Origin of the sequence: Flavobacterium sp. SH_e, assembly GCF_025717045.1 — a bacterium.
In the GTDB taxonomy this organism is placed as follows: Bacteria; Bacteroidota; Bacteroidia; order Flavobacteriales; family Flavobacteriaceae; genus Flavobacterium.
In genome coordinates, this window is the sequence record NZ_JAOVZN010000006.1 from 1,153,540 (window position 1) to 1,179,381 (window position 25,842).

Below are 25,842 nucleotides of genomic sequence, written 5' to 3' on the forward strand. Positions count from 1 at the left end.
CTGTCCAAGTTACATTACCTGTTGCATCAGACACAGCAATTCTACCAGCTCCAGCACCAGTTGTAATTTGAGCAGTTGCTGTTGTTGTTTTTGCTGTAGCAGTAATATTCGCTGCATTATCAATATTCTTGCCGCTCATTGCTAAATCTTGTGTAGCAGTATGATTACCTAGATTGTCACCTGCTACACTGATAGTTGCAGGATCTGTCCAAGTTACATTACCTGCTGCATCAGACACAGCGATTCTACCAGTTCCAGCACCAGTTGTAATTTGAGCAGTTGCTGTTGTTGTTTTTGCTGTAGCTGTAATATTTGCTGCGTTATTAATATTGTTACCTTCCATTGCTAAATCTTGTGTAGCAGTATGATTACCAAGATTGTCACCAAAAGTAGATCTATCTACTAATTTTAAAACGCCAGTTGTTGGATCAGCTACTAAAATCTTGTCTGTAGATGCTCCTGCTTGCAATCCTAGTAAAGCTAGAGTAGCAGACGGAGTGGCTTGTATGGTAGTGTTTTGTATTAAAGTACCGCCAAGCTGTATGTAGCCTCCTGTGGCCGTTAAACCATTGTTTGAATAGGGACTTATAGTAACTTTTTCACCATATTGAGTCACTACAGTTTTTGTTTGTGCCATCATAAATGCACTCTGGATCAATAAGAGCACCAAGGTAATTTTTTTCATTTTAAGTTGTTTAAAAGATTTGTTATACTTTAATCTGAGTTGTTTATGAGTTGATTGAATTTTCTCATAAAATCAAGCTAAATTAGTTCCGTTATAATCAGATTTTAGCCTTAAAAAGTTTTAGTTGTAATAAAATAAGACAAATGCTTGTTTCGCTTTTTAATAAAAAGAAGAGTTGTCTTGGTTTTAAAGGTTTTCCAGAGATACAAAATAGATTTTAACAGAATAAATTCGATAGGTTAATGGCTTAATCGCCACAATTACATAGGCAAATAGTAATGACATAATTATCTGTCAACGCAAAAGAATAGTTAAATGTGCAGGGCAGTATAGAAATTCTGCTATTGTTTCTATGAACTCAAAAGTAAGTGTGTATTGGAAAATTGGAATCAAATAATTGGAAATCGTTTGTAATGAGATATGAATTTCCAACTGAAAATGCTGCAATTGATGCAAACTGAAGATCTTTAAAGAAAGTGGTTTTAGTTGAATAGAATTTGTGATCAAGCTCCGTGGGATACTTTAGAACAAATCAAACAAAAGAAATAAATTGCGTACAATCAAATGAAAGGTCTTGTTCTTTTTTCTAATCTTGATGACTTACAGAAAATTTCTTTTAGCTTTTGCCGTGCTGTATTTTCATTATTTCATCTACAATCGAAATGGCTTTTTCTAATGTAATTCCGTTTTCTTGATCTAAAGTTAGAGGATGATTTTCTTCAATCATTTTTATTTCTGGAATTAACCCTAAGCTTTGCTCAACAGCAATTGTTTTTAGAGATAAAGTTTCGCCATAAGTTGGGACATTAGTCTGCATCCAGCCAAAATACGGTTCTTGGTTAATTCTATTGGGATCTTCCCACAAATCCATTCGAAGAAAGAAATTATCTTCGCTTATCGTGGTCCAGACATTAAAAACCAAATCTTCGTGGTAATCAATTATCGGAATTGTCAATCTTCCTCTGTGAAAAAAATGCTCTTCATCGTCATAACACCAGCTTCCTCCGTATTCAATTCTTTGTTCTCTTTCTTCTGGCGTAATGGTAAAATAATAAGCAGGAAATTCATTTCCAAAACACAAAGGCATTTGGTCAAAGACTTCTCCGCAACAAGAACATTTGTAAGTATTCATTTTTCTTAAGATTCTGCTTTCTGATTATATTTAAAAACATTATCCCACAAGTCGTCAATTGCAATAAGCGCTTCATTTAGCGAGATCACATTCCATTTTCCATTCGTTTCTATTCCTAAACCAATGCTTTTTAGTTTTAATAAAGCATCGTTTACGTCAAAATCTAAATCGGTATTTAGTTTGGTTTTAAACCAAGATTCAATTTGATTGTCTAGCTCTTCGGCAGTTAAAGGTTCTGGACTTTCGTGTAAAAATGTATAAGCAAGAATGGTTTCTTTTAAAGCTTCTTCTTCAGAAGAATTTAATAAAGAATAAAATGCACCGCTGTTGTTTCCGATATTTTTAAAATACAAACTGTCTGAAAGTGTTTTAGAATATCTGATTTTCTTATTTATGAAGTTATTGTATTGACGAAAGCAATATGCTCCTAAAATTCCAAGTGCAATTAAACCCTGATTTAAAGAAGTTTTGCTGTTAAGCAAATCGATTGTTTCACCTGTTTGATAAGCTTCATACATATTGATCAGGGCCGGAATCACCTTGGCACTTAATAACGAAAGTCCGCCAAAAACACCCGGTACCCAAAGCAGCAATTTATCCTTAAGAGACATTTTAGGAATAGCATTTGGGAAAATGGTTTCGAGATCGTTTTTAGGTACACGTTTGAATATTTTTAAGGCAATTGAACCTGGATCGATTGGCATTTTACCTAATTTGACTTTCTTTTCTTTTAGGTAATCTGCTTCGCTATAATTTAGGTAAATTAAGACACGGTCATAATATTCAATTTCAACTTCTTTGGTCCAAAAAAAATATTTTTTGACCTTTTCTTTTGCTTTATGATGCCCGCGTGCATAAAGTTCAAAATCTTTAAAAGCATTAAAGTCGATAGAAAGATTCAGTCCAATTAAATCAGATTCGTTAAAAGCATCGTTTAAAGCTTTTTGATTAATTCTGTAGTAATTACCACGTTCAAGGACTTTCAGTAGTGTTTCTTTAAAAACTGGAAAATCGCTTTTATTGATAAACTGTTCTCGTTCTTTCTCACTTAAATCAGGATCATAAAGTGCATAGTTTTGCTTTAGATTTCGGTTTAACTTAAAAGATTCGTAATGATAATAGTGTTCGATTATTTCGAAAAGTTTCTTAAAACCATCTACTTTTTTAGGGTCATTAGCAAAAGCGGTAATTTGCTGTTCGAGTAAAAATTCTTTATTAAACGGAATATAATGTTCTCGTGTCATATCGATTTCTGGGCTTTTAATTTCGTGGCGTTTACAGAAATGCAAAAATACTGCTTTTTTTCGAGGAGCAAAGGTGCAGAGTAGCAAAGTAGCAAAGGTTGGATTTTTTAAAAATAAAATAGTTGAAAATAAAAAAGGAAGCTAAATGCTTCCTTTCAATTACTATTTAAGTTTTTGCTCTAATTTTAGCAAACGATTTTCAAGATCTAAAATTCTCTCTTCTTTCTCTTCCAACTGTTTTTTCAGCTCTTGCACTGATTTTACTAATGGCACGACAAAATCTGAATAACGCAAACTATAAAAATCAGTATCACTTTGTGGTTTTACAATTCCGCTGAATTTATAACCAATACTATTTGCTGCACTTTCTACTTCCTGAGCAATAAAACCAGATTGTAATTCTGTGGTTCCTGTTTTCATGTTATAAAGCACAGGACGTAATTTATTTATAAAATCTAAACCGTATGTACTGCTAACGATATTCTTTTTTAAACGAGAATCAGAATAATTTGACCAAGGTGCATAACCGCCGATTTCAGTTATCTGGCTATTACCAATCGTTACTGTATTTGAGCCTTTTCCTCTTGCATTATACCCAATAACAATTTCATTTTTTGATCCATTGAGTAAAGCTCGTGATTCTGCTCCAATAAACATGCTTTCGGTACTATTATCTAGAAGATTAGTTGCTGCGTTATCTCCAAAATATCTTCCACTACCAAAGCCTAAAGCAATATTATTATTTCCTGTTAAAAGTGAGCCAAAAACAGCTTCTCCTACAGCAACATTTCTATTGGCAGAGTTACTTAATGGTAATGCACTAACTCCTACAGCAGTATTTTTTTCCCCTACGGTATTACGCGCAAGTGCTCCTGCGCCTAAGGCAGTATTATTGCTCCCAGTTGTATTATTTAATAAGGCAGTTCTTCCAAAGGCTGAGTTTTGATCACCAGTAGTATTATATGTTAGGCTACTAGATCCAAAAGAGATGTTTGATGATGTTAATCTTCCAATTACATAGCCTTGTCGCTTAAAAACTAAGTCCTGATCGTCAGTTGTTCCAATAAAATTTGTTCCTGCAATTGTTCCTGTGTTTCCATTAGTATTCCACCAATTACCATTAGATATTTTCCTTAAAACGCCGTTAGCATCTGTAGTTAACAATTGATCTGTTAAAGTTCCGTTTTGCAAACCTCCAATGGCTAAGGGATTTTCAGAAGTTGTTTTTATTAAAGTAGGCTTTGTTAAATCTCCGCCCAATTGTACATTTCCGTCAGTTCTGTTTAAACCATTGTCAACAGTAGTGACTGGATTTGTGTAAACTTTTACTTTTTTCCCGTTTGGGGTTACCACTTTTTCAGTTTCTGTCTGTGCCATCACGAATCCGCTTTGAATTAATGTCAGCATAAGTATAATTTTTCTCATTCTCTTTTTTTACTTTTTTACTTGTTTTTATCCATTTATCAGATTTTCTCGAAGATAAATGAGCGGGTGCAAAAGTAAAAAGAGGCTGTATTTTTAATTCCCTCTAGAAGTCTTGTTTGTATTACAATAGGACAGAATTGAGGTTTTCTAACTTTGTAGGAGTGTATTTTTTGGGTTTTTGATAGGATCGTTACGGAATTTATGAGGGTAATCTTTTTTTCGTCAAGATGGCAAAAATAAAAGTGGGATTTCCAATCGGTACCAGCGATTTGAAATCCCACTTCATGTTCCAAAAAAAAGTGACAAAAAATTAAAAGCTCTCTAGGAGATGACTTAAATTAACTAAAAATTATTCACTACAATGTTACCACAAAATACAATTGTGGCTATGCGTATTTATACCTGTTTTTTTTTGGAAGGGACAAAGTTGCAAAGTTGCAGAGTTGCAAAGATTAGTTTAAAGTGGACTTTTTGAGATTGATAACTCCTTGAATGTATTTTATTAATTCTTCTTTTGTTACCGAAAAATTGGCTTTTTCAGCCTCGGTGTTTAGGTATAAAGTGGCAATACTTTCGGCATCCATGTTTTGAGTAAGGTAATGATGCTCTGCATATTGAATAAGATGATCTACAAAAAGTTCGCGTTGTTTTCCTTTTTCGATTGTTTCTTCGTCGCCTTCTTTAATTTTTTCGATTACAGATTCTGGTAAATCAATAGTGAGATACATACAATCTACGGCAACTTTAGAAAGCATTTCTTTTTCTACTTTTCCAGTTGCATCGCAGTATGCGCAAGGAGCAGGAACCCATTTTAGCTGTCTGTTTAAACGACGAATATCGTCCCAGTCAACAAATCCTTTTCCCTGACATCTCGGACATTTGACATGTGATCTTTTAAATAAATTAAAAATGCGCATTGGTTAAAAAAAATCTTAGTGGTTTGGTTGTGCTGCGAATTTAAAGAATTAAGTAAGAAAAGTTATTCAGTTCGTTATTTTTTTTAAGAAAATAATTAACAAAAACGTTTGATTTGTCTGATAAATTACAATTCAATTATCGAAATAAACGCCGTACTCATACTAATGAGAATTCTAATTTATTTTTTAATTGTATGAAAAATGATACTTTTGTTTGATGTGAAAGGTATTTTATGCGAATAAAAAACTTTAGAGAATTTTAAATATCTTTGAATTATGAGCACAGCAACAAAACCAAAACATATAGGCAGAAATATCAGCCGAATTAGAGAGCTTAGAGGTATGAAACAAGAAGCGCTTGCTATTGCCATTGGTCTTAGCCAGCAAACCGTTTCTAATATTGAAGGAAGCGAAACTATCGACGACGAGAAACTAAATGCAATCGCAGAAGTTTTAGGTGTTTCTGCTGAAACTATTAAGAATTTTAGTGATGAAGGAGTATTTAATTATTTCAATACTTTTAACGAACCTAATTTTGCTAATAGCAATGGTGCTTTTGGTCAAAATAATAATTGTTCATTCAATCCAATCGAAAAGTTGATTGAATCTTATGATGAAAATAAAAAGCTTTATGAGCGTTTATTAGAATCGGAAAAAGAGAAGATTTCTTATTTGGAAAAGTTGTTGAAAGAGAAATAGATTTTATAAAATATTATAAAAATGAGAAAAGAGACTTTTGTGAGAAAGTCTCTTTTTTGTCTTATCTTATTGCCAATCAACACTAAAAAGTAATGCTGTTATTTTATTACTATCTTTGCACGGTTTATTCTTGTTTTTTTCAATATATGAACAGCAATATTCATAATTTGATTCTAAATCAATAAATAATTTTTCAATACTATCAAATTTATTAGTTATTTCAGTTTGAGTTATAATGTGATACAGAAATTTTCCTACATACCATTCAAGATGTATCCATAAATTTGTATACTCATTTATATAATCACCAGAATGGACGATTTGATTTCTGTGGAGGTAAATTCTTTGTAATTGATATCCGATTGATTTTTTTGAAGCATTCATTCTTTTAAGAATTGTTTCAAGATTTCCTTCAACTAAAGGTTTAATAGTTTGGCTATATTCGTATGCAAGTAAAACAGAAACTTCATTAAATGTTTTGAATTTCTTAATTGAGTCAGTTTTAAGCCAATCAATCCATTCTATTAAATCGCCTCCTATATTATTTTTGGGTAATGCCGAAACTCCCAATGCATTAAAACATCCTTTGTTTACATTATTTACTATCGTAATTCTCTTAATTAAGTACTGAATATCTCTTGTATATGATCCGAAACTAAAAGTTTTTGAGAAAAGGTTTCTTACATTTTCAATATCTGCTTTATATATACGATATGGAAGTATACATTCTATTGCTGTCCATAGTAGAGATAAGGAATTTTCGATTGATTTGGATCCTAATGCAAGATTGTAATAATATACTGATTTTTTTAATTGCTCATTATCTAAAAAATCTAATGAAGTTTCATTATTAAAAACGATATATTTATTATTAACCAATGATATAAATAATGTACTTTTTCTCGAAACAACACTTATAGGGTCGCTATTTATAATTACGTTTTTAAAATATTTGTGGGATGATCCGCTCTTTCTCCAATAACTATTTTTAAAAAAATTAGAAAATAAAGATAGAGATTTTCGGTCTCGATATATTACTATATCTTTTAATAATTGATCATATTGATTTCGCACAAAAGAAACAGGATCTTTTGTATAACAACTAAAATAAATTAGTTCTTCCCTTTCAGTAAAATATTTTTCAGGAAAAAAATCTTTAGAAAATTCAGAAGCTTTTCGTATATCGGCTATACCTTTATCATAAATAACTTTTTTAAATTCTGCGATTTCACTCGCCCGATTTCCTAAATAAATTATAATTTCATAATAATCATAAGAATGATTGAAGAAATCTAAAAATTTCTGTAAGTTAACATGTACTTGAGCTTCAATCCATCTTCTTAATACTTCATTTAATGAGCTGATACTGTATCCTTTATGTAAAAGAGATGGTATAATGAGATCTACCAAGTCTGAAAGTTTTCCGAGATACCTTTCTATTTTGACTTTCTCATTAAAATCAATTGAGTTAAGTTCTAAAATAATATTACTGTGATAATATTTTTCTAATTGAAGAGAATGCTTTTTTAAATTATGCAAAAAAATATCTATTTTGTCTAAACTATCATTTTTAAAAACTTCATCTTCATTTATAGATTGAAGATATTTTTTTAGATCATTAAAATATTTATCTATAACAATATCGTTAACAATATTTTGTTTGATATGTTCAGATTTTGATTCTTTAATAATTGATATTAATGTTCTAAGTGTTCTTATTCTTTTTTTGCTTAATTCTGCAAGTCTTATTAATTCTTGCAATTGGGTATAGCCATTTATTGTTCGATGCTTTTTTGAAATTGTTTCATCGTAATCACATCTTTGAATTATTCTTTCGATAAAAAATTTTTCAAGTTTTGTTGCTTTTTTATTCCTAGTAGAATTATTTGTTACCCACATGTATTTTTTTTTGATATTTTATATATATAAATCCTAGTAAAGATAATTTTTTAAGAATTGAAGTTTTACGGAAATCCATAATCCAACAAATTTATTTCCAAACAATTATATCAAAAAAATAAAACTCATCACCAAGTACTTCTACGCATTTTTACAAACCATCAAAAAACAAAAAAGCCCAACTTAAAAAAAGTTGAGCTTTTCAAAAATTATCTAATTTTCAAATTGACAAATTATCTAATCGGAAGATTGTTTAGCAGAATCTGATATTTCCTTCCCACAGGAATCATTTCACCATTGCACATCGTTAAGGTTTTGGAAGTAACAGCAGTAATTTTTTCTGCATTTACAATGTACGAACGATGTACTTGTAGAAATTTAGTATTGTCAATTTCTGAGGCAATGCTCGAAAGCGAACCGTAAATAATATGTGGCAAATGGAGTTTAGTACTGTACAATTTCATGTAATTGCCTAGACTTTCAATATAGAGAATATCACAAAGAGGCATATCTATATTTTGTCCGTTTAAGCGGTACGAAAGCACTTTTGCGTTGGTTTGGGTTTCTTTTTTAAGACTATTTCCAGAAAAATACGTTTTGGCTTTTTCTATGGCTTTGGCAAATTTATCGGGCGAAATGGGTTTTAAGAGATAATCAATTGCATCATTTTGGTATGCCGAAAGCGCAAAATCAGAATAAGCGGTTGTTACAATCGTAAGCGGACGATTGGGCTGGAGTTCCATTAATTCGACGCCTGAAATTACAGGCATATTAATGTCGAGAAAAATAATATCGTATTGGTTTTCGTTGAGCAGTTTTATAGCTTCCATACCATTAAAAGCGCTGCCAGAATGTTCCAGTTCGTCAAATTTGGAGATGTGCGAAATCAAGGCTTTGTGCGCCGGCGATTCGTCATCGATTATTAGACAGCGGTAGGTAAGTGCCATATAGTCAATTTTACAGTAAACATATTTTTCTCTTTTTTACAGCTCAAAGTGTGTTTTAAGCCGTAAACTTCCAAACGTCTTTTTAGGTTTTCAATCCCAATTCCTGTGCTCGAAAGTCGCGATCCCGAATCGAGATAATTGTTTTTCAACGTAAAAATAACACCTTGGCATCTTACTTTCAAATCCAAATTGATAAAAGGTTCTGGAGTTTCAGCAGAAAACTTTACAGCATTTTCAACCAAAGGAAGAAAGAATAAAGGCGGAATTTCAATTTGATCGTGTAAGCCTTCAATATTCTGGTTTACAGCCAGTCTTTCGTTTCTAAACGTGTAATATTCGATATATTTTTTAATAAAAGCGATTTCTTCGATCATTAAAACATAATCTTTTTTAGAAGCTTCAATCTGGTAACGCAGCATATCCGAAAGATTCAAGATTCGGTCGGGGACTTTATCGGGTTCAGCTAAGGCTTCTCCGTAAAGATTATTCATTGCATTCAATAAAAAATGCGGATTCAATTGCTGTTTTAAAAACGAAAGCTCCGACTTGAAATTCATAATATCTTTATCGGCCTGACTCATTTTTTTGGTAATAACGATGTGCAGAAAATAAAAGAAACAGCCATTAATAATGAGGGATACAATTTGAAGGGTTTTTAAATTTCCTAACTCTACAAGCGGTAAAAACCAATTCATGAAGAAATAGAAACCAGTCCAATAGATTGCTAGAAGTGTAAAAAAGATTTTGAATCTTTTGTGAAATAAAAAAGGCTTAATGATGCAAATATTGAAAATTGTAATCCAAACAATGCACGGAAAATATCCCATGGCAATTTTACTTAGAATATAAGACCAGCTATGTCCGTCAAGTTTTATCTCATCATAAATACAGGCTAAGATCACTAAGTAAACAAGTGTATTTACGATTAGGTTTCGTAGAAAAAAGTTCTGGTAGATTTTTGCAATTGTCATAGCGGCAAAAATAATATAATCGTATAGTTTGTAAGCATTTATCAAAGATAATTTATACCAACGCCATTCGTATAAATCATACGCCGTTGGTATAAAAGTCCTGTGCTAATAGCGGTTTGTATTTTATTTTTGAATTGGATTTCGATCATAAATTAAAAAGTAAGTTTAGCTTTTAATGTTATAAAAAAAAGAAGAATTTACTTAATTTTATAATTTGATATTGAAAGTTTTTACTTAATTTTAGATTCCTCAAATCAAATCCAAAATTTATGATCTAAAAAGAAATCCTTAAGATGTTTTACACTGGAAATATCGTATAATCTTTTTAATCGAAAGTAATATGTACAAGTTAGAAGAATTAAAAGAAGCAGAGATGGTTGTGGAAGTTTTTAAAACAAATGTTCAGAAAGAGTCTGATAAAGATTATGTTATTGCCGTTATACAAAATCAGTTTCCAGATTATAAAATTAATTTTGATTTGGAAGATTGCGACAAGATTTTAAGAGTAGAAGGATTTGATCTTGAATGTGATAATATTATGGAATATGTTCGCTGTCTTGGATATACTTGTGTGAGATTAGAATAATTAACATTTTAGTGTTTAAAATCAGGTAAAAATACGTAGCCGTATTTGGTTTATTTGTAAGTATTTTGCGTGATGTTTTAATTAAATTAAAAACCAAAATGATAGCTTTTATTCTTTCCATTTTTCTATTTCTTTTAGAACAGTTAGCATAGTTCGAACTGTTTAATTTCTAATATTGCTATTGCTGCTTTTTCATAACGAAAAGGTTTATCCTTTTTTTGCATATTATTTTTCTAATTTTGTGCCCTATGAAAAAAGCATTCCAACTCTTCGATTTTAGCCAGAAAGTCAATTACAAAAATGAAATTTTAGCGGGATTAACCGTTGCAATGACGATGATTCCAGAATCTTTGTCTTTTGCAATTTTAGCAGGATTTCCACCACTAGTCGGATTATACGCGGCGTTTATTGCAGGTTTAGTAACAGCAATTTTTGGCGGAAGACCAGGAATGATTTCAGGTGGGGCGGGAGCAACCGTGATTGTTTTAATTGCTTTGATGAAATCGCACGGAATAGAATATGTTTTTGCTGCCGTCGCTCTTGGCGGTGTTGTTCAAATTTGTATAGGACTTTTTAAACTTGGAAAATTTATTCGATTGGTTCCACAACCCGTTATGTTTGGTTTCGTAAACGGATTAGCAGTTGTGATTTTCATGTCGCAATTGGAGCAGTTTAAAACCGTTATTAATGGTCAGGTTTCTTGGCTTCAGGGAACTCCGTTATATATTATGCTCGCTTTGGTAACTTTGACCATTGCGATTGTTTTAATTTTTCCGAAGATTACAAAAGCTGTTCCTGCATCTTTGGTTGCGATTATGGTTGTTTTTGCAATCGTAATTATTTTTAATATCGAAACGAAAACAGTAGAAGACATTGCCTCGGTTCAAGGCGGATTTCCTCCGTTTCATATTCCAAATATTCCCTTTTCTTTTGAAACTTTAAAGGTAATTTTTCCTTATTCTGTAATTGTAGCAGCTGTAGGTTTAACAGAAGGTTTGCTGACACTGAATTTAGTTGATGAAATTACCGGAACAAGAGGAAATAGTAACCGAGAATGCGTTGCACAAGGAAGTTCAAATATTCTAAACGGCTTTTTCTACGGAATGGGAGGCTGCCCAATGATTGCTCAGACTTTAGTAAATCTTGGTGCAGGATCGAGAGCTAGACTTTCTGGAATTATTGGTGCTTTGACTATTTTAATGATAATTCTTTTTGGAGCTCCTGTAATTGGTAAATTGCCAATGGCGGCTTTAGTTGGCGTTATGATGATGGTTGCTATTACAACCTTTGAATGGGCAAGTTTCAAGATTATAAATAAAATGCCGAAACACGATATTTTTGTCGGAATTCTAGTAGCTTTAATTACAATTATACTACATAATCTGGCTTTGGCAGTTTTAATTGGTGTGATTATTTCTGCCTTGGTTTTTGCTTGGGAAAGTGCCAAAAGAATCCGCGCTAGACATTATATCGACGAAAGTGGAGTAAAACATTATGAAATTTACGGACCGTTATTCTTTGGTTCAACCACTACTTTTCTAGAGAAATTTGATATCCAAAACGATCCAAATCATATTATAATAGATTTTAAAGAAAGTCGCGTTTCTGATATGTCGGCAATCGAAGCTTTAAATAATCTGACTAAGAAATACAATCAGTTAAATAAAACCGTAGAGTTGCAGCATTTAAGTGAAGATTGCAGACAATTATTAAAAAATGCAGATGCGGTTATTAATGTAAATGTTATTGAAGATCCGACTTATAAAGTGGTGTCTTAATAATGGTTAATTGTTAATTATGAATTGTGAATTAATTCAAATTGATTTTCTGTAGAGACGCACTGCAGTTGTCTACGCACAATGTATATCAAAAAAACAGCAAACCCGACAGGTTTTAAAACTGTTGGGTTTGTTATGTTTATAGGCTTGTCAGGCTGAGCGAAGTCGAAGCCCACGTGCCAATTGGATTGCCCTTCGACTTCGCTCAGGGTGACAAGTAGCCATTATCAAATTTTCTAATTATCAAATTGCCACATTATCTAATTTAGCGTAGCGTACCCTCAACGTCACTCAATTTTCCATCAATTTTGCCTACTTGTAAACCTAGAATATGAGCAATCAAAGGATAAACCGAAACATTCTGAAACGTTTTTACTTTTTTATTGACTTTAAAGGCTGGACCTTTTGCGTAAAAAATAGCATGCATGTCTTTTTCATTATTATCATAACCATGCGTTCCGCCATTTATATGCGTGCTTTCTTTACCAACAAGACTCCATCCTTTATCAGCTTCAATGACAAAATCATGCACACGCGGATTCGTTCCGTAATGTAATCTTTTCGGAACTTCGGTTGATTTCCAGAATTTAATATGAGGCACTTTTTTCAAAGCAGAAGCAATAGAATCTTGATATCCCAGCTTGGCCTGTAAACTCATAATTGGGTTAACAACATCTTTATAGCCCAGCCATTCTGGTTTTAAATAATCTAAAACAGCTACTTTTTTATCATTGCTGATATTCGCCATTCCGTGGTCAGAAACAATAATTAAATTGATTTGTTTTCCAATAGGCAATTGATCTAATCTTCTAGATATTTCCCCAATAATGGAATCCATTTTGATCACTGTTTTTTCGGTTTTTGGCGAAAGCGGACCAAAATTATGTCCTGTATGATCTGGTTCATCAAAATATAAAGTTACAAGATGAGGTCTTTGCTTTTCTGGAAGTTGCAGCCATTTCATAACCGTATCGATTCTCGCTCCATACGGAATTTTTCCATCGTAATTTTTGAAATAACTCGGATTTCTTTTGTCAATATCAGAACCTGGCCAAAAGAAAGAAGCTGTTTTTACACCTTGTTGTTCAGCTAAATTCCAAATTGGATTTCCGCCATAGAAGCGAGAATCGTTTTTGGCATTACTTGATAATGAAAAAGACTGGTTCAAAGAAGAATCGTAGAAAACATTATTGATAATTCCGTGATGATCTGGATAAAGTCCCGTTACAATAGAATAGTGATTTGGGAAAGTTTTACTAGGATACGACGGTTTCATCGATTTTGCATGAACGCCTTCTTTTTCAATTTGCTTGAGATTCGGAAGATTATACATTTTTCCATAATCCCAACGAAATCCATCCATAGAAATTAAAAGAACGTAATTGTCTTTGCTATTTTGGGCTTGTAAAAAAGTAGTAAGAAGTAAAAATGTAAAAGATAAAAAGTGAGTTGCGAATTTTCTCATTGTGCAATTTTAAATAGAACCGCAAAGGTATAGATAACAGATTTTTTAAAGAAAAAGAGAATGTTAAATAAAAGATAGCCACGAATTGACCGAGGGGAATAGCCGCGAATTCACGAATTATTTTTTTATAATCTTTATCTATATTTTTATTAGCCACAGATTACACAGATTGAAAGGATTATAATCTGTGATAATCTTTTTAATCTATGGCAAAAAACACACACAGATTTGAAAATATAATTCGTGAATTCGTGGCTATTTTTCTTAGTTGAGGTGTAGCTAAAAAAAAGCGCCAGAAGTAAATCTAGCGCTTTTAAGTTTTAAGAAGAGAATAAATTACATCATTCCTGGCATTCCGCCTCCCATTGGCATTCCGCCTCCGGCATTTTCTTCTTTAATATCGATTAATGCACATTCTGTAGTTAAGATCATTCCAGAAACAGATGCAGCATTTTCTAATGCAACACGAGTTACTTTTTTAGGATCGATAATTCCAGCAGTAAGCATATCTACATATTCGTCAGTTTTTGCGTTGTATCCGAAATCACCTGAACCTTCAGAAACTTTAGCTACAACAACAGAACCCTCAAGACCAGCATTTTCAACGATAGTTCTTAACGGAGCTTCAACAGCGCGAGAAACGATTTGAATTCCAGTTGCTTCATCAGCGTTGTCAGCTTTTAAGTCAGCTAAAGCAAGTTTTGCTCTTAATAAAGCAACACCACCACCAGCAACGATTCCTTCTTCTACAGCAGCGCGAGTTGCGTGTAAAGCGTCATCAACTCTGTCTTTTTTCTCTTTCATTTCAACTTCAGAAGCAGCGCCAACGTAAAGAACAGCAACACCTCCAGCTAATTTAGCCAAACGCTCTTGAAGTTTTTCTTTATCATAATCAGATGTAGTAGTTTCCATCTGACCTTTAATTTGGTTTACTCTGTTTTTGATGATATCAGCTTCACCAGCACCGCTTACGATAGTTGTATTGTCTTTATCGATAGAAACTCTTTTTGCGTTTCCTAACATTTCGATAGTTGTGTTTTCAAGAGTATATCCTCTTTCTTCAGAGATAACAGTACCTCCAGTTAAGATTGCGATATCTTCTAACATTGCTTTTCTTCTGTCTCCAAAACCTGGAGCTTTTACAGCAGCAATTTTAAGAGCACCTCTTAATTTGTTTACTACTAATGTAGAAAGAGCTTCTCCGTCAACATCTTCAGCAATAATCAATAATGGTTTTCCTGATTGAGCAACTGGCTCTAAAACTGGAAGTAATTCTTTTAAAGAAGAAACTTTTTTGTCGTATAATAAGATGTATGGAGAGTCTAGTTCAACTTCCATTTTCTCTGGATTTGTTACGAAGTAAGGAGAAAGGTATCCTCTGTCAAACTGCATTCCTTCAACAACGTCAACGAAAGTATCAGTTCCTTTAGCTTCTTCAACAGTGATAACACCTTCTTTTCCAACTTTAGCAAAAGCTGTAGCGATTAACTCACCAATAACTTCGTCATTGTTTGCAGAGATAGAAGCAATTTGTTTGATTTTGTCAGAATCGCTTCCAACCACTTTAGCTTGTTTTGCTAAATCAGCTACAATAGTTTCAACAGCTTTGTCGATACCACGTTTCAAATCCATCGGATTTGCACCTGCAGCAACGTTTTTAAGACCTTCTTTTACGATAGCTTGAGCTAAAACTGTAGCAGTTGTAGTTCCGTCTCCAGCTAAATCATTGGTTTTAGAAGCAACTTCTTTCACCATTTGCGCACCCATATTTTCTAATGCGTCTTTTAATTCGATTTCTTTTGCAACAGAAACACCATCTTTAGTAACAGTTGGTCCACCAAATGATTTTCCGATAATTACGTTACGACCTTTTGGTCCAAGAGTTACTTTTACAGCATTTGCTAATGCATCAACACCACGTTTTAATCCGTCACGTGCTTCAATATCAAATTTTATATCTTTTGCCATTTTAATTTTTGTTTAAAGTTTGATTTGTTTCAAGTTATTGAAGTTCTTAATACTTAATACTTCATACTTAATACAATATTTTTAGATAATCGCTAAGATGTCGTCTTCTCGCATGATTAGATAATCAGTGCCTTCTAATTTTAATTCAGTACCAGCATATTTACCGTAAAGAACAGTATCTCCAACTTTTACAGTCATTGTGTGATCTTTAGTTCCGTTTCCTACTGCAACTACAGTTCCTTTTTGTGGTTTCTCTTTGGCAGTATCTGGAATAAAAATACCTGAGGCAGTTTTGGTTTCAGCTGCAACAGGCTCAATAAGTACGCGGTCTGAAAGCGGTTTAATGTTTAAAGCCATGATTTTTATATTATTATAAGTTATACGTTTTTTCTGTTCTATAAACTTTCAGAAATTGTGCCATGCTAATAAAACTGACATTATTTCTTAAAAAAAATGCCAGCTTTGACAGGCTGGCATTAGATTTTGTATCGAGCTACTATTATTTAGCTGCAGGTGCTGGTGTAGCAGGAGCAGGAGTAGTTCCTTGTGCTGGAGCTGCAGGTGTATTTACAGGAGCTTCAGTTTTGTCAATGATTTTTGATTCAGTATCGCTTAAAGATCCAGAGAAACTTAAGCTTGAAAGTAAAATTAGCACAATTAAAACAGTAGCTAAAGTCCAAGTACTTTTATCTAAAAAGTCAGTTGTTTTTTGTACTCCACCTAACATCTGCGTTCCGCTGATAGTAGAAGACAATCCGCCTCCTTTAGGGTTTTGTACCATGATAACTACGATCAATAGAAAACAAACTATTGTAATTAAAACTAAAAAAATTGAAAATGTGCTCATTACTTAATTATTGTTATTGTTATTTTGTTGTAAAATCTTTATATCCGATATGCGGTCTGCAAAGAAAGTAATTTTTTCTGGATATTTCAAAATTAATATTTCATATGCCTGAATTGCCTTTGTATATTTCTTTTGTTCCAGATATACTCTGGCCAGAGTCTCGGTCATTAAATATGAATTGTCCTCTATAGTAGCCTCAATTTGAACTGCTGGAGCACTAGTTCCAGGTTTAATTGGAGATATTTTTGGATTGTTTTCGATAAATTTATCGATAATTTCAGCCTTCTTTTGTCTCTCTTCTTCTTTCGCAGCTTCAATTTTAGCTTGTTCTTCTGGAGAAATTTCGTTAGAACGGTCAATTGGTTCTGTACGAGATAATTGAAGCCATTCTTGAAACGAATGTTTTTCGCTAAGAGAAAAATCCAAAGGTTTTCCAATTTCTAAATGTTCCGCAGCGGTTTTTGCAGGTTCATTAGGTTCTTCCTCTTCAATTATTTCTTCAATCGTCTCTTCATTTTCTTCTTCGATTTCTTCTTCTTTCTCCTCAGTTTTGACAACCTCTTGAATCTGTTCTTTTGGTTCTTCAGTTTTTTTTGCTTCAGCTTCTTTGATAGAAGAAAGTATAGATCGTTCAATAGAATTCATTTTAAATTCTGGAATAATCATTTCTTCGATAACACTATCGTCTTCGTCTTCTTCAACCGAATTTAAAATTGGCTCTTCAATTATAAGTTCAGCTTCTGGTTCGTCAGCTTTTACTGGTTCTTCAGGAATTGTAGCTTCTGCTTCTTTAATTGAATTCAAAATCGAACGTTCGATTGCTGAATCAATTTTAGGTTCTTCCGTTTTTACAGGTTCTATAGCTTCTACAGATTCTGGTACAGGAGGAGTTTCAGAAACTTTTATAGAACTTAAAATAGAATTTTCAATGCGATCAATTTTAGGTTCTTCTGTTTCTGTTGGTTCTATAAACGAAACGGTTTTGGTTTCTTTTATAGAATCAATTATAGGTTGTTCAATTGGATCGTTTTTCTTTTCTTCTTCAGCAAACGGTTTTTCATAAGTTACCGAGTGAGCTTCTTTAAGAGTTGCAAAAATCGATTCGTCTATTATAGGAAGAGTTTTTGGTTCTTCAATTTTTACAGGTTCTTCAAAAACTACTGTCTGGGCTTTTTTCAATGCATTAAAAATCGATAGATCAATTTCTGGCATTTCTATTTCTTCAACCTTTACAGGTTCTGGTCTAGAAGGAGTTTTAGGTTCTTGAATAGAAACTGAAATTGATTCTTCAACTGTATCAGGCTTTACTTCAAGCGCTTTCTGAATTTGTTCTGTAGAAATTATCTCACTATCGAAAACAGTAATTTCAAGAAGATCTCTTAGTTTTTGTTCGTAGAAATCATTTTGGATAGAAGTAAAAGCTTCTGAAGTAATGAAATCAAACAAAACTGAACGGTCAGATGTATGTGCAGCAGCTACTTTTAACGCATAATTATACTTAAAACTGTTTTGATTATAAAGTCCTTTTAATCGCAATGCTCGCGCACTTTGAAAATATGGAAATTCATTCAAAACACTTCCTAATGCATCCGCCTGCTTTTCTGTAATAGCATCTGGTTTGTTCATTAAGTAGGTATAATCAGTAACGTTCATTTATTTTTTGTTTAGTCGTTTATTTGTTTAATCATTTATTCGCTTTTTGTTTTTGTCTAATTGTTTAATCGATTAAATGGTTTTACGATTAAACGACTCAGCAAACAAATTACCATTTTGCCAATGATTCATTAAAGATGTCTTGTGTAATTCTTTCAAAAATTGTTGTGATAGCTGAATTTAAAACTGATCCTGTTGGCAGAGATGTTCCAGCAAAGTCATAATAGAATTCAAAAGATTTTTCAAAATCGTCAGTTTCCTTCTTTTTATTGGTAAATCTTACATTGACACGGATAGATAAACGGTTTTGTGCTGCCTGCTGATCTGCAGTTGCCGTCATCGGAGTTATTCGATAATCTGTAATTTCTCCTTCGTAAACTAGATCTCCTCCATTACTTACTAAGTTTAAGTTGGTTTGATTCATAATCAAATCCTGTAAAGCCAAAGTAAAAGTTCGGTCAATACCTGGTTCTACTAAATCTGCATTATTCTGGAAGAAATTAACCTGAAAAGTTTTTGCATCAATTTGCCCGGTTCTTCCCGTAAAGTTGTAAAATCCACAGCCACTCAACATGAAAAGACTTAAGAATGCGAAAAGAGAATATATTTTTTTCATAATGTTTGTTGGAAAAATTCCAATGGTTTTAAAATCCCAAATCTGGCCAAATATAGGGATTGGAATCTAGAATTTAAAAATTGTAATTTAATTATTTTTATAAATCGAATTGTTTGATTTTGCGGTATAAAGTTCTTTCAGAAATACCTAATTCATCTGCCGCAGCTTTACGTTTTCCTTTGTTTTTTTCTAATGATTTTTTGATCATTTCGATTTCTTTTTGTTCTAAACGTAAAATTTCTTCTTCCTCAATGGTTTCGGCAAATAAATAGTTATCGTCTTGCATTTGATAATTTTCTTCACGAACCGCAGGAGTTGTCATAACAGCTGTTCTTGGTTCTTCTTCAAAATCAATTTCGCTATCGTTTTGCTGATTTCCGTATATTTTCTGAATCAAATTCGGATTAATATCTTGAACTTTAGAAGTACCGTTTTTCATCAATTCCAAAGTCAGTTTTTTCAAATCGTTCAAATCGCTTCTCATATCAAAAAGCACTTTGTAAAGAATATCTCTTTCAGTACTGAAATCGCTTTCTTTTTTGCTGTCGTTTATAACAGAAGGTAAATTGCTTCCTTCAGCAGGCAAATACGATTGTAAAGTTGCTAAAGTAATATCTCTATTAGTTTCTAAAACAGAAATCTGTTCCGCCACATTTCGCAATTGACGTATATTTCCGCTCCATCTAAACTTTTGCAAAAGCTGAACAGCATCATCGTCCAGTCTTAAAGGAGGCATTTTATATTTATGAGCAAAATCGGCCACAAATTTTCTGAACAACAAATGAATATCATCATTTCTTTCGCGTAAAGGCGGTAATGTGATTTCGACTGTACTTAAACGATAGTACAAATCTTCACGGAATTTACCTTTTTCGATTGCATTGAATAAGTTTACGTTTGTTGCTGCAACGATACGAACATTCGTTTTCTGAACTTGAGACGAACCTACTTTTATAAATTCACCATTTTCCAAAACACGAAGCAATCTTACTTGAGTTGTTAGTGGTAATTCACCAACTTCATCTAAGAAGATTGTTCCGCCGTCTGCCACTTCAAAATATCCTTCACGTGTGCTTGTTGCACCTGTAAAAGCCCCTTTTTCGTGTCCAAAAAGTTCACTGTCAATTGTTCCTTCTGGAATTGCGCCACAGTTTACGGCAATATATTTACCATGCTTTCTGTGTGAAAGCGAATGTATAATTCTAGGAATATTTTCTTTACCAACACCACTTTCCCCAGTTACCATAACCGAAATATCAGTTGGAGCAACCTGAATGGCTTTTTCAATGGCACGATTTAATTTCGGATCATTACCAATGATCTCAAATCGCTGTTTTATTGCTTGAACTGTTTCCATTTGTGTTTTGTTTCAAGTTTTTAATTGTTTTAGGTTTCAAGTTTTACAACTTTGCCCCTAAACTTTAAAATTTGGCTTATAATTTTGTTCCAAGTTTGAAGTTACAGAAATAACCTGAAACTTGAAACCTGAAACTTCAAACAATTTTAATTCATCTCACTCAAACCAACCGCTTCACCCTTTAAAGTTCCACTAGTACAGCTTGTGATTTTTACGTTTACGAAATCTCCAATTTTGTAATTCTCTTTTGGGAAAACAACCGTAATACTTTGAGAGTTTCTTCCAGAAAATTCATCTTTAGATTTCTTCGAAACTTTTTCTACTAAAACTTCAACTGTTTTTCCAACAAATTCCTCGCTTCTAAGCCAAGCATGTTTTTGCTGTAAATCGACAATTTCCTGTAATCTTCGGGCTTTAGTTTCTTCTTCGACATCATCTTTCATTTTTCTTCCAGCCAAAGTTCCAGGACGTTCAGAATACGAATACATATAACCGAAATTATATTTTACATATTCCATTAAACTTAAAGTATCTTGATGATCCTCTTCCGTTTCTGTTGGAAAACCAGCAATCATATCTTGCGAAATCGAAGCATCTGGAACAATTGCTCTAATTTTATCAATCAAAGCCATATATTCTTCACGAGTGTGCAGACGATTCATTTCTTTTAAAATTCTATTGCTTCCAGATTGAACGGGCAAGTGAATATGTTTACAGATATTTGGATATTTCGCAATAACGTGCAAAATGCTTTCGTGCATATCCTGCGGATTTGAAGTAGAAAATCGAATACGCATTTTAGGAAAACCAGTAGCCACCATTTCAAGCAATTGATCGAAATCAACAGCAGTTGCTTTTTGCATTTCAGAAGCATTTACAAAATCTTTTTTCAAACCGCCGCCATACCAAAGGTAACTGTCAACGTTTTGTCCCAAAAGCGTAACCTCTTTATAGCCTTTGCTCCATAAATCCTGAATTTCAGTCATAATACTCTGTGGTTCACGGCTACGTTCACGACCGCGTGTAAAAGGCACAACACAGAACGTACACATATTATCGCATCCGCGAGTGATGGAAACCAAAGCAGTAATTCCGTTACTCATTAAACGAACAGGAGAAATATCTCCGTAAGTTTCTTCTTTTGATAAGATTACATTAATGGCGTCGCGTCCTTCTTCAACTTCCGCCAATAAATTTGGAAGATCTTTATAAGCATCTGGACCAACAACAAGATCAACTATTTTTTCTTCTTCCAAAAACTGACTTTTCAAACGCTCGGCCATACAGCCTAAAACGCCCACTTTCATTTTCGGATTGGTACGTTTTACAGCATTATATTTTTCAAGACGCTTACGAATAGTCTGTTCAGCTTTATCGCGAATAGAACAAGTGTTCACCAAAACCAAATCGGCTTCTTCAAGAACCGAAGTTGTGTTATATCCTCCGTCAGACAAAATGGAAGCTACGACTTCACTGTCCGAAAAATTCATCGCACAGCCGTAACTTTCTATAAAAAGTTTTTTAGTATTCTCAGGTTTATTTTCCAAAACAAGACTTTCGCCTTGTTTGCTTTCTTCAATAATCTTTTCCATTGTAAAAATTCAAAGTGCAAAGATAGGGTAATTGAAACGAATATGACAAGATGTCAGATAAAGAATTAACAATGTTTTAAAAATTTTAGATTGCAGATTTTAGATTGTAGATTATGGGGTGTTTATTCAATTGAAATGTATTGGAGAAAAGTTTAGATGCAATCGCAAAAAATCTAAAATCTAAAATTTGCAATCTAAAATAAAGGAATTTCTCGGTCAGAAATCATTAAAAGTTATACCTATATATATTATAGAGAATATTACAGATAAATCTGCAATTTTAAGTTTCATAATATCAAAATACTTCAAAAATGCATTCGTAAGGTTAATATTTAAAAAAAATAAATACTTTTGTTGCAGAAAAATAGAGCAATGGCAAAGAATTTAGTAATAGTGGAGTCACCTGCAAAGGCGAAAACGATCGAGAAATTCCTCGGGAGTGATTTTCAGGTGGAGTCGAGTTATGGTCACATAGCCGACTTACCATCAAAGGAAATAGGGGTAGATGTAGAGAATGGTTTTAAACCTAAATATGAAGTTTCCCCGGATAAAAAAGCCTTGGTAACGAAACTAAAATCACTTTCTAAGAATGCCGAAACGGTTTGGTTAGCAAGCGATGAGGACCGCGAGGGAGAGGCTATTTCATGGCACTTAGCGGAAGAATTAAAACTAGATACAAAAAAGACCAAAAGAATTGTTTTTCACGAGATTACAAAATCTGCGATTCTAAAAGCAATCGATAATCCAAGAGAAATTGATTATAATTTAGTTAATGCACAGCAGGCGAGAAGAGTATTAGATCGTTTGGTAGGTTACGAATTGTCTCCAGTTTTATGGAGAAAAATAAAAGGCGGACTTTCTGCTGGTCGTGTACAATCGGTTTCTGTTCGTTTAATTGTAGAAAGAGAACGCGAAATCCAAGGTTTCAATGCAGTTGCAACTTATTCTATTGTTGCAGAATTTGTAAATGAAGCTGGAAAAGTTTTTAAAGCAAAATTGCCTAAAAACTTCAATACTAAAAAAGAAGCCGAAGATTTCTTAAATCAAAATATCGGTTCTATATATAAGGTAGCAGATTTAGAAACTAAACCTACCAAAAAATCTCCAACATCACCTTTTACAACTTCTACGTTGCAACAAGAGGCGGCAAGAAAATTATACTTGCCAGTTGGAATCACGATGCAGTTAGCACAGCGTTTATACGAAGCGGGACTTATTACTTATATGAGAACCGATTCGGTAAATCTTTCTAGAGAAGCAATGGATGCTGCAGAAGCTGAAATTATCAAATCTTACGGGAAAGAATATTCAAAACCTCGTGTTTTTGCTAATAAAAACAAAGGAGCTCAAGAGGCGCACGAAGCAATTCGTCCAACAGACATGTCTCGTCATACAGTAAATATTGACCGTGACCAAGCTCGTTTATACGATTTGATCTGGAAAAGAACTTTAGCTTCGCAAATGAGCGATGCACAGCTTGAAAGAACAAACGTAAAAATTGAAGCAGATAATCATAGCGAAGTTTTTACAGCTTCTGGTGAAGTTTTACTTTTTGAAGGTTTCTTAAAAGTGTATTTGGAAGGTCACGATGACGATGAAGAAGAACAAGAAGGAATGCTTCCTGCATTAAAAGTTAACGAAAAATTATCTAGTAACTATATTACGGCTACTGAACGATATTCAAGACCGCCAGCACGTTATACTGAGGCATCTTTAGTTAAAAAACTAGAAGAACTTGGAATTGGACGTCCTTCTACTTATGCGCCAACTATTTCAACAATTATCAATAGAAATTATGTTGAAAAAGGAACGCTTGAAGGTGTAGAACGTAATTATACACAGCTTACTTTACAAAATAATAAAGTAGGAGAAAAACTTCTAAAAGAAAATACAGGTTCTGATAAAGGAAAATTAGTTCCTACAGATATTGGAACTATTGTTACTGATTTCTTGGTGAAGAATTTCGGAAACATTTTAGATTATAATTTCACTGCAAAAGTAGAGCAAGACTTTGACGAAATTGCCGAAGGAAATATCGACTGGGCAAAAATGATGCAGGATTTCTACAATCAATTCCACCCAAATGTAAAAGAAGTTGAGGCAAATGCTGAACGCGAAAGTGGTGAAAGAATTTTAGGAAAAGATGCTGACGGAAGACAAGTTTCTGTTCGCTTAGGAAAATTTGGGCCAATGGCTCAGATTGGAGAAGCAGATGATGAGGATAAAAAGTTTGCCAGCTTAATGGCGGATCAAAATATAGGAAACATTACACTTGAAGAAGCTTTGAATTTATTCTTGCTTCCAAAAAGTTTAGGTGAATATAAAGGAGAAGAAGTTGAAGTAAATAATGGTCGTTACGGTCCTTATGTTCGTCACGGAAGCGTTTTTATTTCATTGCCAAGAGGAGAAGATCCGCTAAATGTTTCTAAAGAAAGAGCTCAAGAATTAATTGACGAAAAAGCACTAGCTGATGCGCCAATTGCAGTTTATAAAGGTGAAGCAGTTCAAAAAGGAGTGGGACGTTTTGGACCATTCATTAAATGGAATGGACTTTTTGTGAATGTAAACAAGAAATACAATTTTGATAATCTTTCTCAAGCAGATGTTGAAGAATTGATTGAAGAGAAACTTCAGAAAAACATTGATAAAGTTATTCATAATTGGGAAGAAGAAGGAATTGTAGTAGAAAAAGCTCGATGGGGGCGTTCTGTAATTCTGAAAGGTAAAATCAAAATTGAATTAGGAAAAGATGTTGATGCTACAAAATTGACATTAAGCCAAGTTCAAGGAATGATTGAGGCAAAAACACCTGCAAAGAAAACTGCAGCAAAAAAGACAACGACAACCAAAAAAGCGCCAGCTAAAAAAACAGCTGCTAAAAAGAAATAAGTATAGATGGAATTTGATTTTCTAGAACCAGTTAACGATACAATTGTGAAATTTGTCAGTTCGCTGTCTTCGCAAGAGCTTGGAAGCAAAATTGTCTTTCATACACAAGATCAGTTTCCTGATATTGAGCAAATTAATATCGCTATAATTGGTGTTTTAGAAGATCGTACAAACATCAATATGATTAATGAAGTTAATCTTACTGCTGTTCGTAAAAAGCTATATAGTATGTTTCCAGGCAACTGGGATGCTTCAATTGCAGACTTAGGAGATATACTTGCAGGAGATTCTGTAGAAGATACTTATTTTGCATTAAAGAAAGTTACGGCTGCATTAATTAAGAATAAAATCATTCCTATAGTCCTAGGGGGTTCGCAGGATTTGACTTATGCTTTATATCGTGCTTATGATGATTTAGAGCAAATGGTAAATCTAGTTGCTGTTGATAATAAATTTGATTTTGGAAAAGAAAATGAGTCAGTTTCAGCTAATTCATACTTGACAAAAATTATTATTGACGAACCAAACAATCTTTTTAATTACTGTAATATAGGATATCAGACCTATTATAATTCGCAGGAAGAAATCGATTTGATCGAAAAACTTTTTTTTGATGCTTATCGTCTGGGAGAAATTTCAAATAAAATCACTTTAGCCGAGCCTGTTTTTAGAGATGCAGATTTGGTGAGTATCGATTTAAACTCAGTAAAATCTTCGGCTTCAGCAAATACAGTTACGTTTGAACCTAATGGATTTAATGGAAAAGAGATTTGCGCTTTAGCAAGATATGCCGGAATTAGTGATAAAGTTTCTGCTTTTGGAGTGTTTAATCACAACAGTACAATGGCTGAGTCGGTTATTATTTCTCAAATTGTATGGTATTTTATAGAAGGCTATCATTATCGCTCGAAAGAATATCCATTTGGAAGCCGAGCAAATTATTTAAAGTATATAGTTCCGCTAGATGAAGAAGAATTAATATTTTATAAAAGTGATAAAACAGATCGCTGGTGGATCGAAATTCCATTTGAATCAAACGGCAGCAATAAATTAAAAAGAAATACGTTATTACCCTGTTCATACGACGAATATTTGTCGGCTTGCAATCAAGAATTGCCAGAAAGATGGTGGAAAGCGCAAAGAAAAAATGCTTTGTGAGATAAAAAGATAAG

General features: G+C 33.2%; 20 protein-coding genes and 1 pseudogene. 5 read left to right on the forward strand and 16 right to left on the reverse strand.

Annotated elements, in window-relative coordinates; all coding sequences use genetic code 11:
* The 5 genes and pseudogenes from OD917_RS15910 to OD917_RS15930 all read right to left on the reverse strand — a co-directional run.
* Positions 1 to 685 (reverse strand): annotated as a pseudogene (locus OD917_RS15910) (hypothetical protein); the annotation flags it as partial.
* Positions 686 to 1,301: 616 nt separating this feature from the next.
* Entirely contained in the window at positions 1,302 to 1,817 is a 516-nt protein-coding gene (locus tag OD917_RS15915) for a DUF2199 domain-containing protein (RefSeq protein WP_263524385.1), read from the reverse strand.
* A gap of 5 nt (positions 1,818 to 1,822) precedes the next feature.
* A complete protein-coding gene (locus OD917_RS15920) occupies positions 1,823 to 3,061 on the reverse strand; it encodes a TMEM143 family protein (protein WP_263524386.1) in 1,239 nt (412 codons plus the stop codon).
* Positions 3,062 to 3,223: 162 nt separating this feature from the next.
* Entirely contained in the window at positions 3,224 to 4,486 is a 1,263-nt protein-coding gene (locus OD917_RS15925) for a tail fiber domain-containing protein (protein ID WP_263524387.1), read from the reverse strand.
* A gap of 452 nt (positions 4,487 to 4,938) precedes the next feature.
* Complete coding sequence (locus OD917_RS15930) at positions 4,939 to 5,403, reverse strand: hypothetical protein (protein ID WP_263524388.1); 465 nt, start codon at positions 5,401 to 5,403, stop codon at positions 4,939 to 4,941.
* A 276-nt stretch (positions 5,404 to 5,679) separates the two neighbouring features.
* Between OD917_RS15930 and OD917_RS15935 the strand changes: the two genes are divergently transcribed.
* Positions 5,680 to 6,102, forward strand: coding sequence for a helix-turn-helix domain-containing protein (locus OD917_RS15935; RefSeq protein WP_263524389.1), 423 nt, complete (start codon positions 5,680 to 5,682; stop codon positions 6,100 to 6,102).
* Between the two features lie 66 nt (positions 6,103 to 6,168).
* Here OD917_RS15935 and OD917_RS15940 read toward each other — a convergent pair whose 3' ends face one another.
* From OD917_RS15940 to OD917_RS15950, 3 genes are all read right to left on the reverse strand, one after another.
* On the reverse strand, positions 6,169 to 8,001 hold the full coding sequence (locus OD917_RS15940) for a hypothetical protein (protein ID WP_263524390.1): 1,833 nt from the start codon (positions 7,999 to 8,001) through the stop codon (positions 6,169 to 6,171).
* 233 nt (positions 8,002 to 8,234) lie between these two features.
* Positions 8,235 to 8,948: a LytR/AlgR family response regulator transcription factor gene (locus OD917_RS15945; RefSeq protein ID WP_263524391.1), complete on the reverse strand. Its 714-nt coding sequence runs from the start codon at positions 8,946 to 8,948 to the stop codon at positions 8,235 to 8,237.
* A complete protein-coding gene (locus tag OD917_RS15950; RefSeq protein ID WP_263524392.1) occupies positions 8,924 to 9,919 on the reverse strand; it encodes a sensor histidine kinase in 996 nt (331 codons plus the stop codon). The genes OD917_RS15945 and OD917_RS15950 overlap by 25 nt, the downstream gene beginning before the upstream one ends.
* A 340-nt stretch (positions 9,920 to 10,259) precedes the next feature.
* On the opposite strand from OD917_RS15950, the gene OD917_RS15955 reads away from it, so the two are divergent.
* Both OD917_RS15955 and OD917_RS15960 read left to right on the forward strand, forming a co-directional pair.
* Positions 10,260 to 10,505, forward strand: a complete 246-nt coding sequence (locus tag OD917_RS15955; RefSeq protein WP_263524393.1) for a hypothetical protein — start codon at positions 10,260 to 10,262, stop codon at positions 10,503 to 10,505.
* Positions 10,506 to 10,753: 248 nt separating this feature from the next.
* Positions 10,754 to 12,283 (forward strand): SulP family inorganic anion transporter, encoded by a 1,530-nt coding sequence (locus OD917_RS15960; protein WP_263524394.1) that lies wholly within the window; start codon positions 10,754 to 10,756, stop codon positions 12,281 to 12,283.
* A 265-nt stretch (positions 12,284 to 12,548) separates the two neighbouring features.
* Here OD917_RS15960 and OD917_RS15965 read toward each other — a convergent pair whose 3' ends face one another.
* The 8 genes from OD917_RS15965 to miaB form a co-directional block, all read right to left on the reverse strand.
* On the reverse strand, positions 12,549 to 13,748 hold the full coding sequence (locus OD917_RS15965; RefSeq protein WP_263524395.1) for an ectonucleotide pyrophosphatase/phosphodiesterase: 1,200 nt from the start codon (positions 13,746 to 13,748) through the stop codon (positions 12,549 to 12,551).
* A 336-nt stretch (positions 13,749 to 14,084) separates the two neighbouring features.
* A complete protein-coding gene (gene groL, locus OD917_RS15970; RefSeq protein WP_095928620.1) occupies positions 14,085 to 15,716 on the reverse strand; it encodes a chaperonin GroEL in 1,632 nt (543 codons plus the stop codon).
* A gap of 81 nt (positions 15,717 to 15,797) precedes the next feature.
* A complete protein-coding gene (groES, locus tag OD917_RS15975) occupies positions 15,798 to 16,073 on the reverse strand; it encodes a co-chaperone GroES (RefSeq protein ID WP_008467105.1) in 276 nt (91 codons plus the stop codon).
* Positions 16,074 to 16,215: 142 nt separating this feature from the next.
* A complete protein-coding gene (gene secG / locus OD917_RS15980) occupies positions 16,216 to 16,563 on the reverse strand; it encodes a preprotein translocase subunit SecG (protein ID WP_111284746.1) in 348 nt (115 codons plus the stop codon).
* A gap of 3 nt (positions 16,564 to 16,566) precedes the next feature.
* Positions 16,567 to 18,216: a tetratricopeptide repeat protein gene (locus tag OD917_RS15985; protein ID WP_263524396.1), complete on the reverse strand. Its 1,650-nt coding sequence runs from the start codon at positions 18,214 to 18,216 to the stop codon at positions 16,567 to 16,569.
* 109 nt (positions 18,217 to 18,325) lie between these two features.
* Positions 18,326 to 18,832: an LptE family protein gene (locus OD917_RS15990; RefSeq protein ID WP_263524397.1), complete on the reverse strand. Its 507-nt coding sequence runs from the start codon at positions 18,830 to 18,832 to the stop codon at positions 18,326 to 18,328.
* A 97-nt stretch (positions 18,833 to 18,929) separates the two neighbouring features.
* Entirely contained in the window at positions 18,930 to 20,189 is a 1,260-nt protein-coding gene (locus OD917_RS15995; RefSeq protein ID WP_263524398.1) for a sigma-54 interaction domain-containing protein, read from the reverse strand.
* A gap of 146 nt (positions 20,190 to 20,335) precedes the next feature.
* Positions 20,336 to 21,781, reverse strand: a complete 1,446-nt coding sequence (gene miaB / locus OD917_RS16000) for a tRNA (N6-isopentenyl adenosine(37)-C2)-methylthiotransferase MiaB (RefSeq protein ID WP_263524399.1) — start codon at positions 21,779 to 21,781, stop codon at positions 20,336 to 20,338.
* Positions 21,782 to 22,153: 372 nt separating this feature from the next.
* On the opposite strand from miaB, the gene topA reads away from it, so the two are divergent.
* Entirely contained in the window at positions 22,154 to 24,670 is a 2,517-nt protein-coding gene (gene topA / locus OD917_RS16005) for a type I DNA topoisomerase (protein ID WP_263524400.1), read from the forward strand.
* A 6-nt stretch (positions 24,671 to 24,676) separates the two neighbouring features.
* Positions 24,677 to 25,828, forward strand: coding sequence for a formimidoylglutamase (locus OD917_RS16010; protein ID WP_263524401.1), 1,152 nt, complete (start codon positions 24,677 to 24,679; stop codon positions 25,826 to 25,828).
* The last annotated feature ends 14 nt before the right edge of the window (positions 25,829 to 25,842 follow it).

Bases quoted from the DNA above. Each gene is read 5' to 3' on its own strand.
- OD917_RS15950 (WP_263524392.1), bottom strand. From the start codon at position 9,919: ATGACAATTGCAAAAATCTACCAGAACTTTTTTCTACGAAACCTAATC.
- OD917_RS15935 (WP_263524389.1), top strand. From the start codon at position 5,680: ATGAGCACAGCAACAAAACCAAAACATATAGGCAGAAATATCAGCCGA.
- OD917_RS15995 (WP_263524398.1), bottom strand. From the start codon at position 20,189: ATGGAAACAGTTCAAGCAATAAAACAGCGATTTGAGATCATTGGTAAT.
- OD917_RS15990 (WP_263524397.1), bottom strand. From the start codon at position 18,832: ATGAAAAAAATATATTCTCTTTTCGCATTCTTAAGTCTTTTCATGTTG.
- OD917_RS15930 (WP_263524388.1), bottom strand. From the start codon at position 5,403: ATGCGCATTTTTAATTTATTTAAAAGATCACATGTCAAATGTCCGAGA.
- topA (WP_263524400.1), top strand. From the start codon at position 22,154: ATGGCAAAGAATTTAGTAATAGTGGAGTCACCTGCAAAGGCGAAAACG.
- OD917_RS15985 (WP_263524396.1), bottom strand. From the start codon at position 18,216: ATGAACGTTACTGATTATACCTACTTAATGAACAAACCAGATGCTATT.
- OD917_RS16010 (WP_263524401.1), top strand. From the start codon at position 24,677: ATGGAATTTGATTTTCTAGAACCAGTTAACGATACAATTGTGAAATTT.
- groES (WP_008467105.1), bottom strand. From the start codon at position 16,073: ATGGCTTTAAACATTAAACCGCTTTCAGACCGCGTACTTATTGAGCCT.
- miaB (WP_263524399.1), bottom strand. From the start codon at position 21,781: ATGGAAAAGATTATTGAAGAAAGCAAACAAGGCGAAAGTCTTGTTTTG.
- OD917_RS15955 (WP_263524393.1), top strand. From the start codon at position 10,260: ATGTACAAGTTAGAAGAATTAAAAGAAGCAGAGATGGTTGTGGAAGTT.
- secG (WP_111284746.1), bottom strand. From the start codon at position 16,563: ATGAGCACATTTTCAATTTTTTTAGTTTTAATTACAATAGTTTGTTTT.
- groL (WP_095928620.1), bottom strand. From the start codon at position 15,716: ATGGCAAAAGATATAAAATTTGATATTGAAGCACGTGACGGATTAAAA.
- OD917_RS15925 (WP_263524387.1), bottom strand. From the start codon at position 4,486: ATGAGAAAAATTATACTTATGCTGACATTAATTCAAAGCGGATTCGTG.
- OD917_RS15945 (WP_263524391.1), bottom strand. From the start codon at position 8,948: ATGGCACTTACCTACCGCTGTCTAATAATCGATGACGAATCGCCGGCG.
- OD917_RS15940 (WP_263524390.1), bottom strand. From the start codon at position 8,001: ATGTGGGTAACAAATAATTCTACTAGGAATAAAAAAGCAACAAAACTT.
- OD917_RS15915 (WP_263524385.1), bottom strand. From the start codon at position 1,817: ATGAATACTTACAAATGTTCTTGTTGCGGAGAAGTCTTTGACCAAATG.
- OD917_RS15920 (WP_263524386.1), bottom strand. From the start codon at position 3,061: ATGACACGAGAACATTATATTCCGTTTAATAAAGAATTTTTACTCGAA.
- OD917_RS15960 (WP_263524394.1), top strand. From the start codon at position 10,754: ATGAAAAAAGCATTCCAACTCTTCGATTTTAGCCAGAAAGTCAATTAC.
- OD917_RS15965 (WP_263524395.1), bottom strand. From the start codon at position 13,748: ATGAGAAAATTCGCAACTCACTTTTTATCTTTTACATTTTTACTTCTT.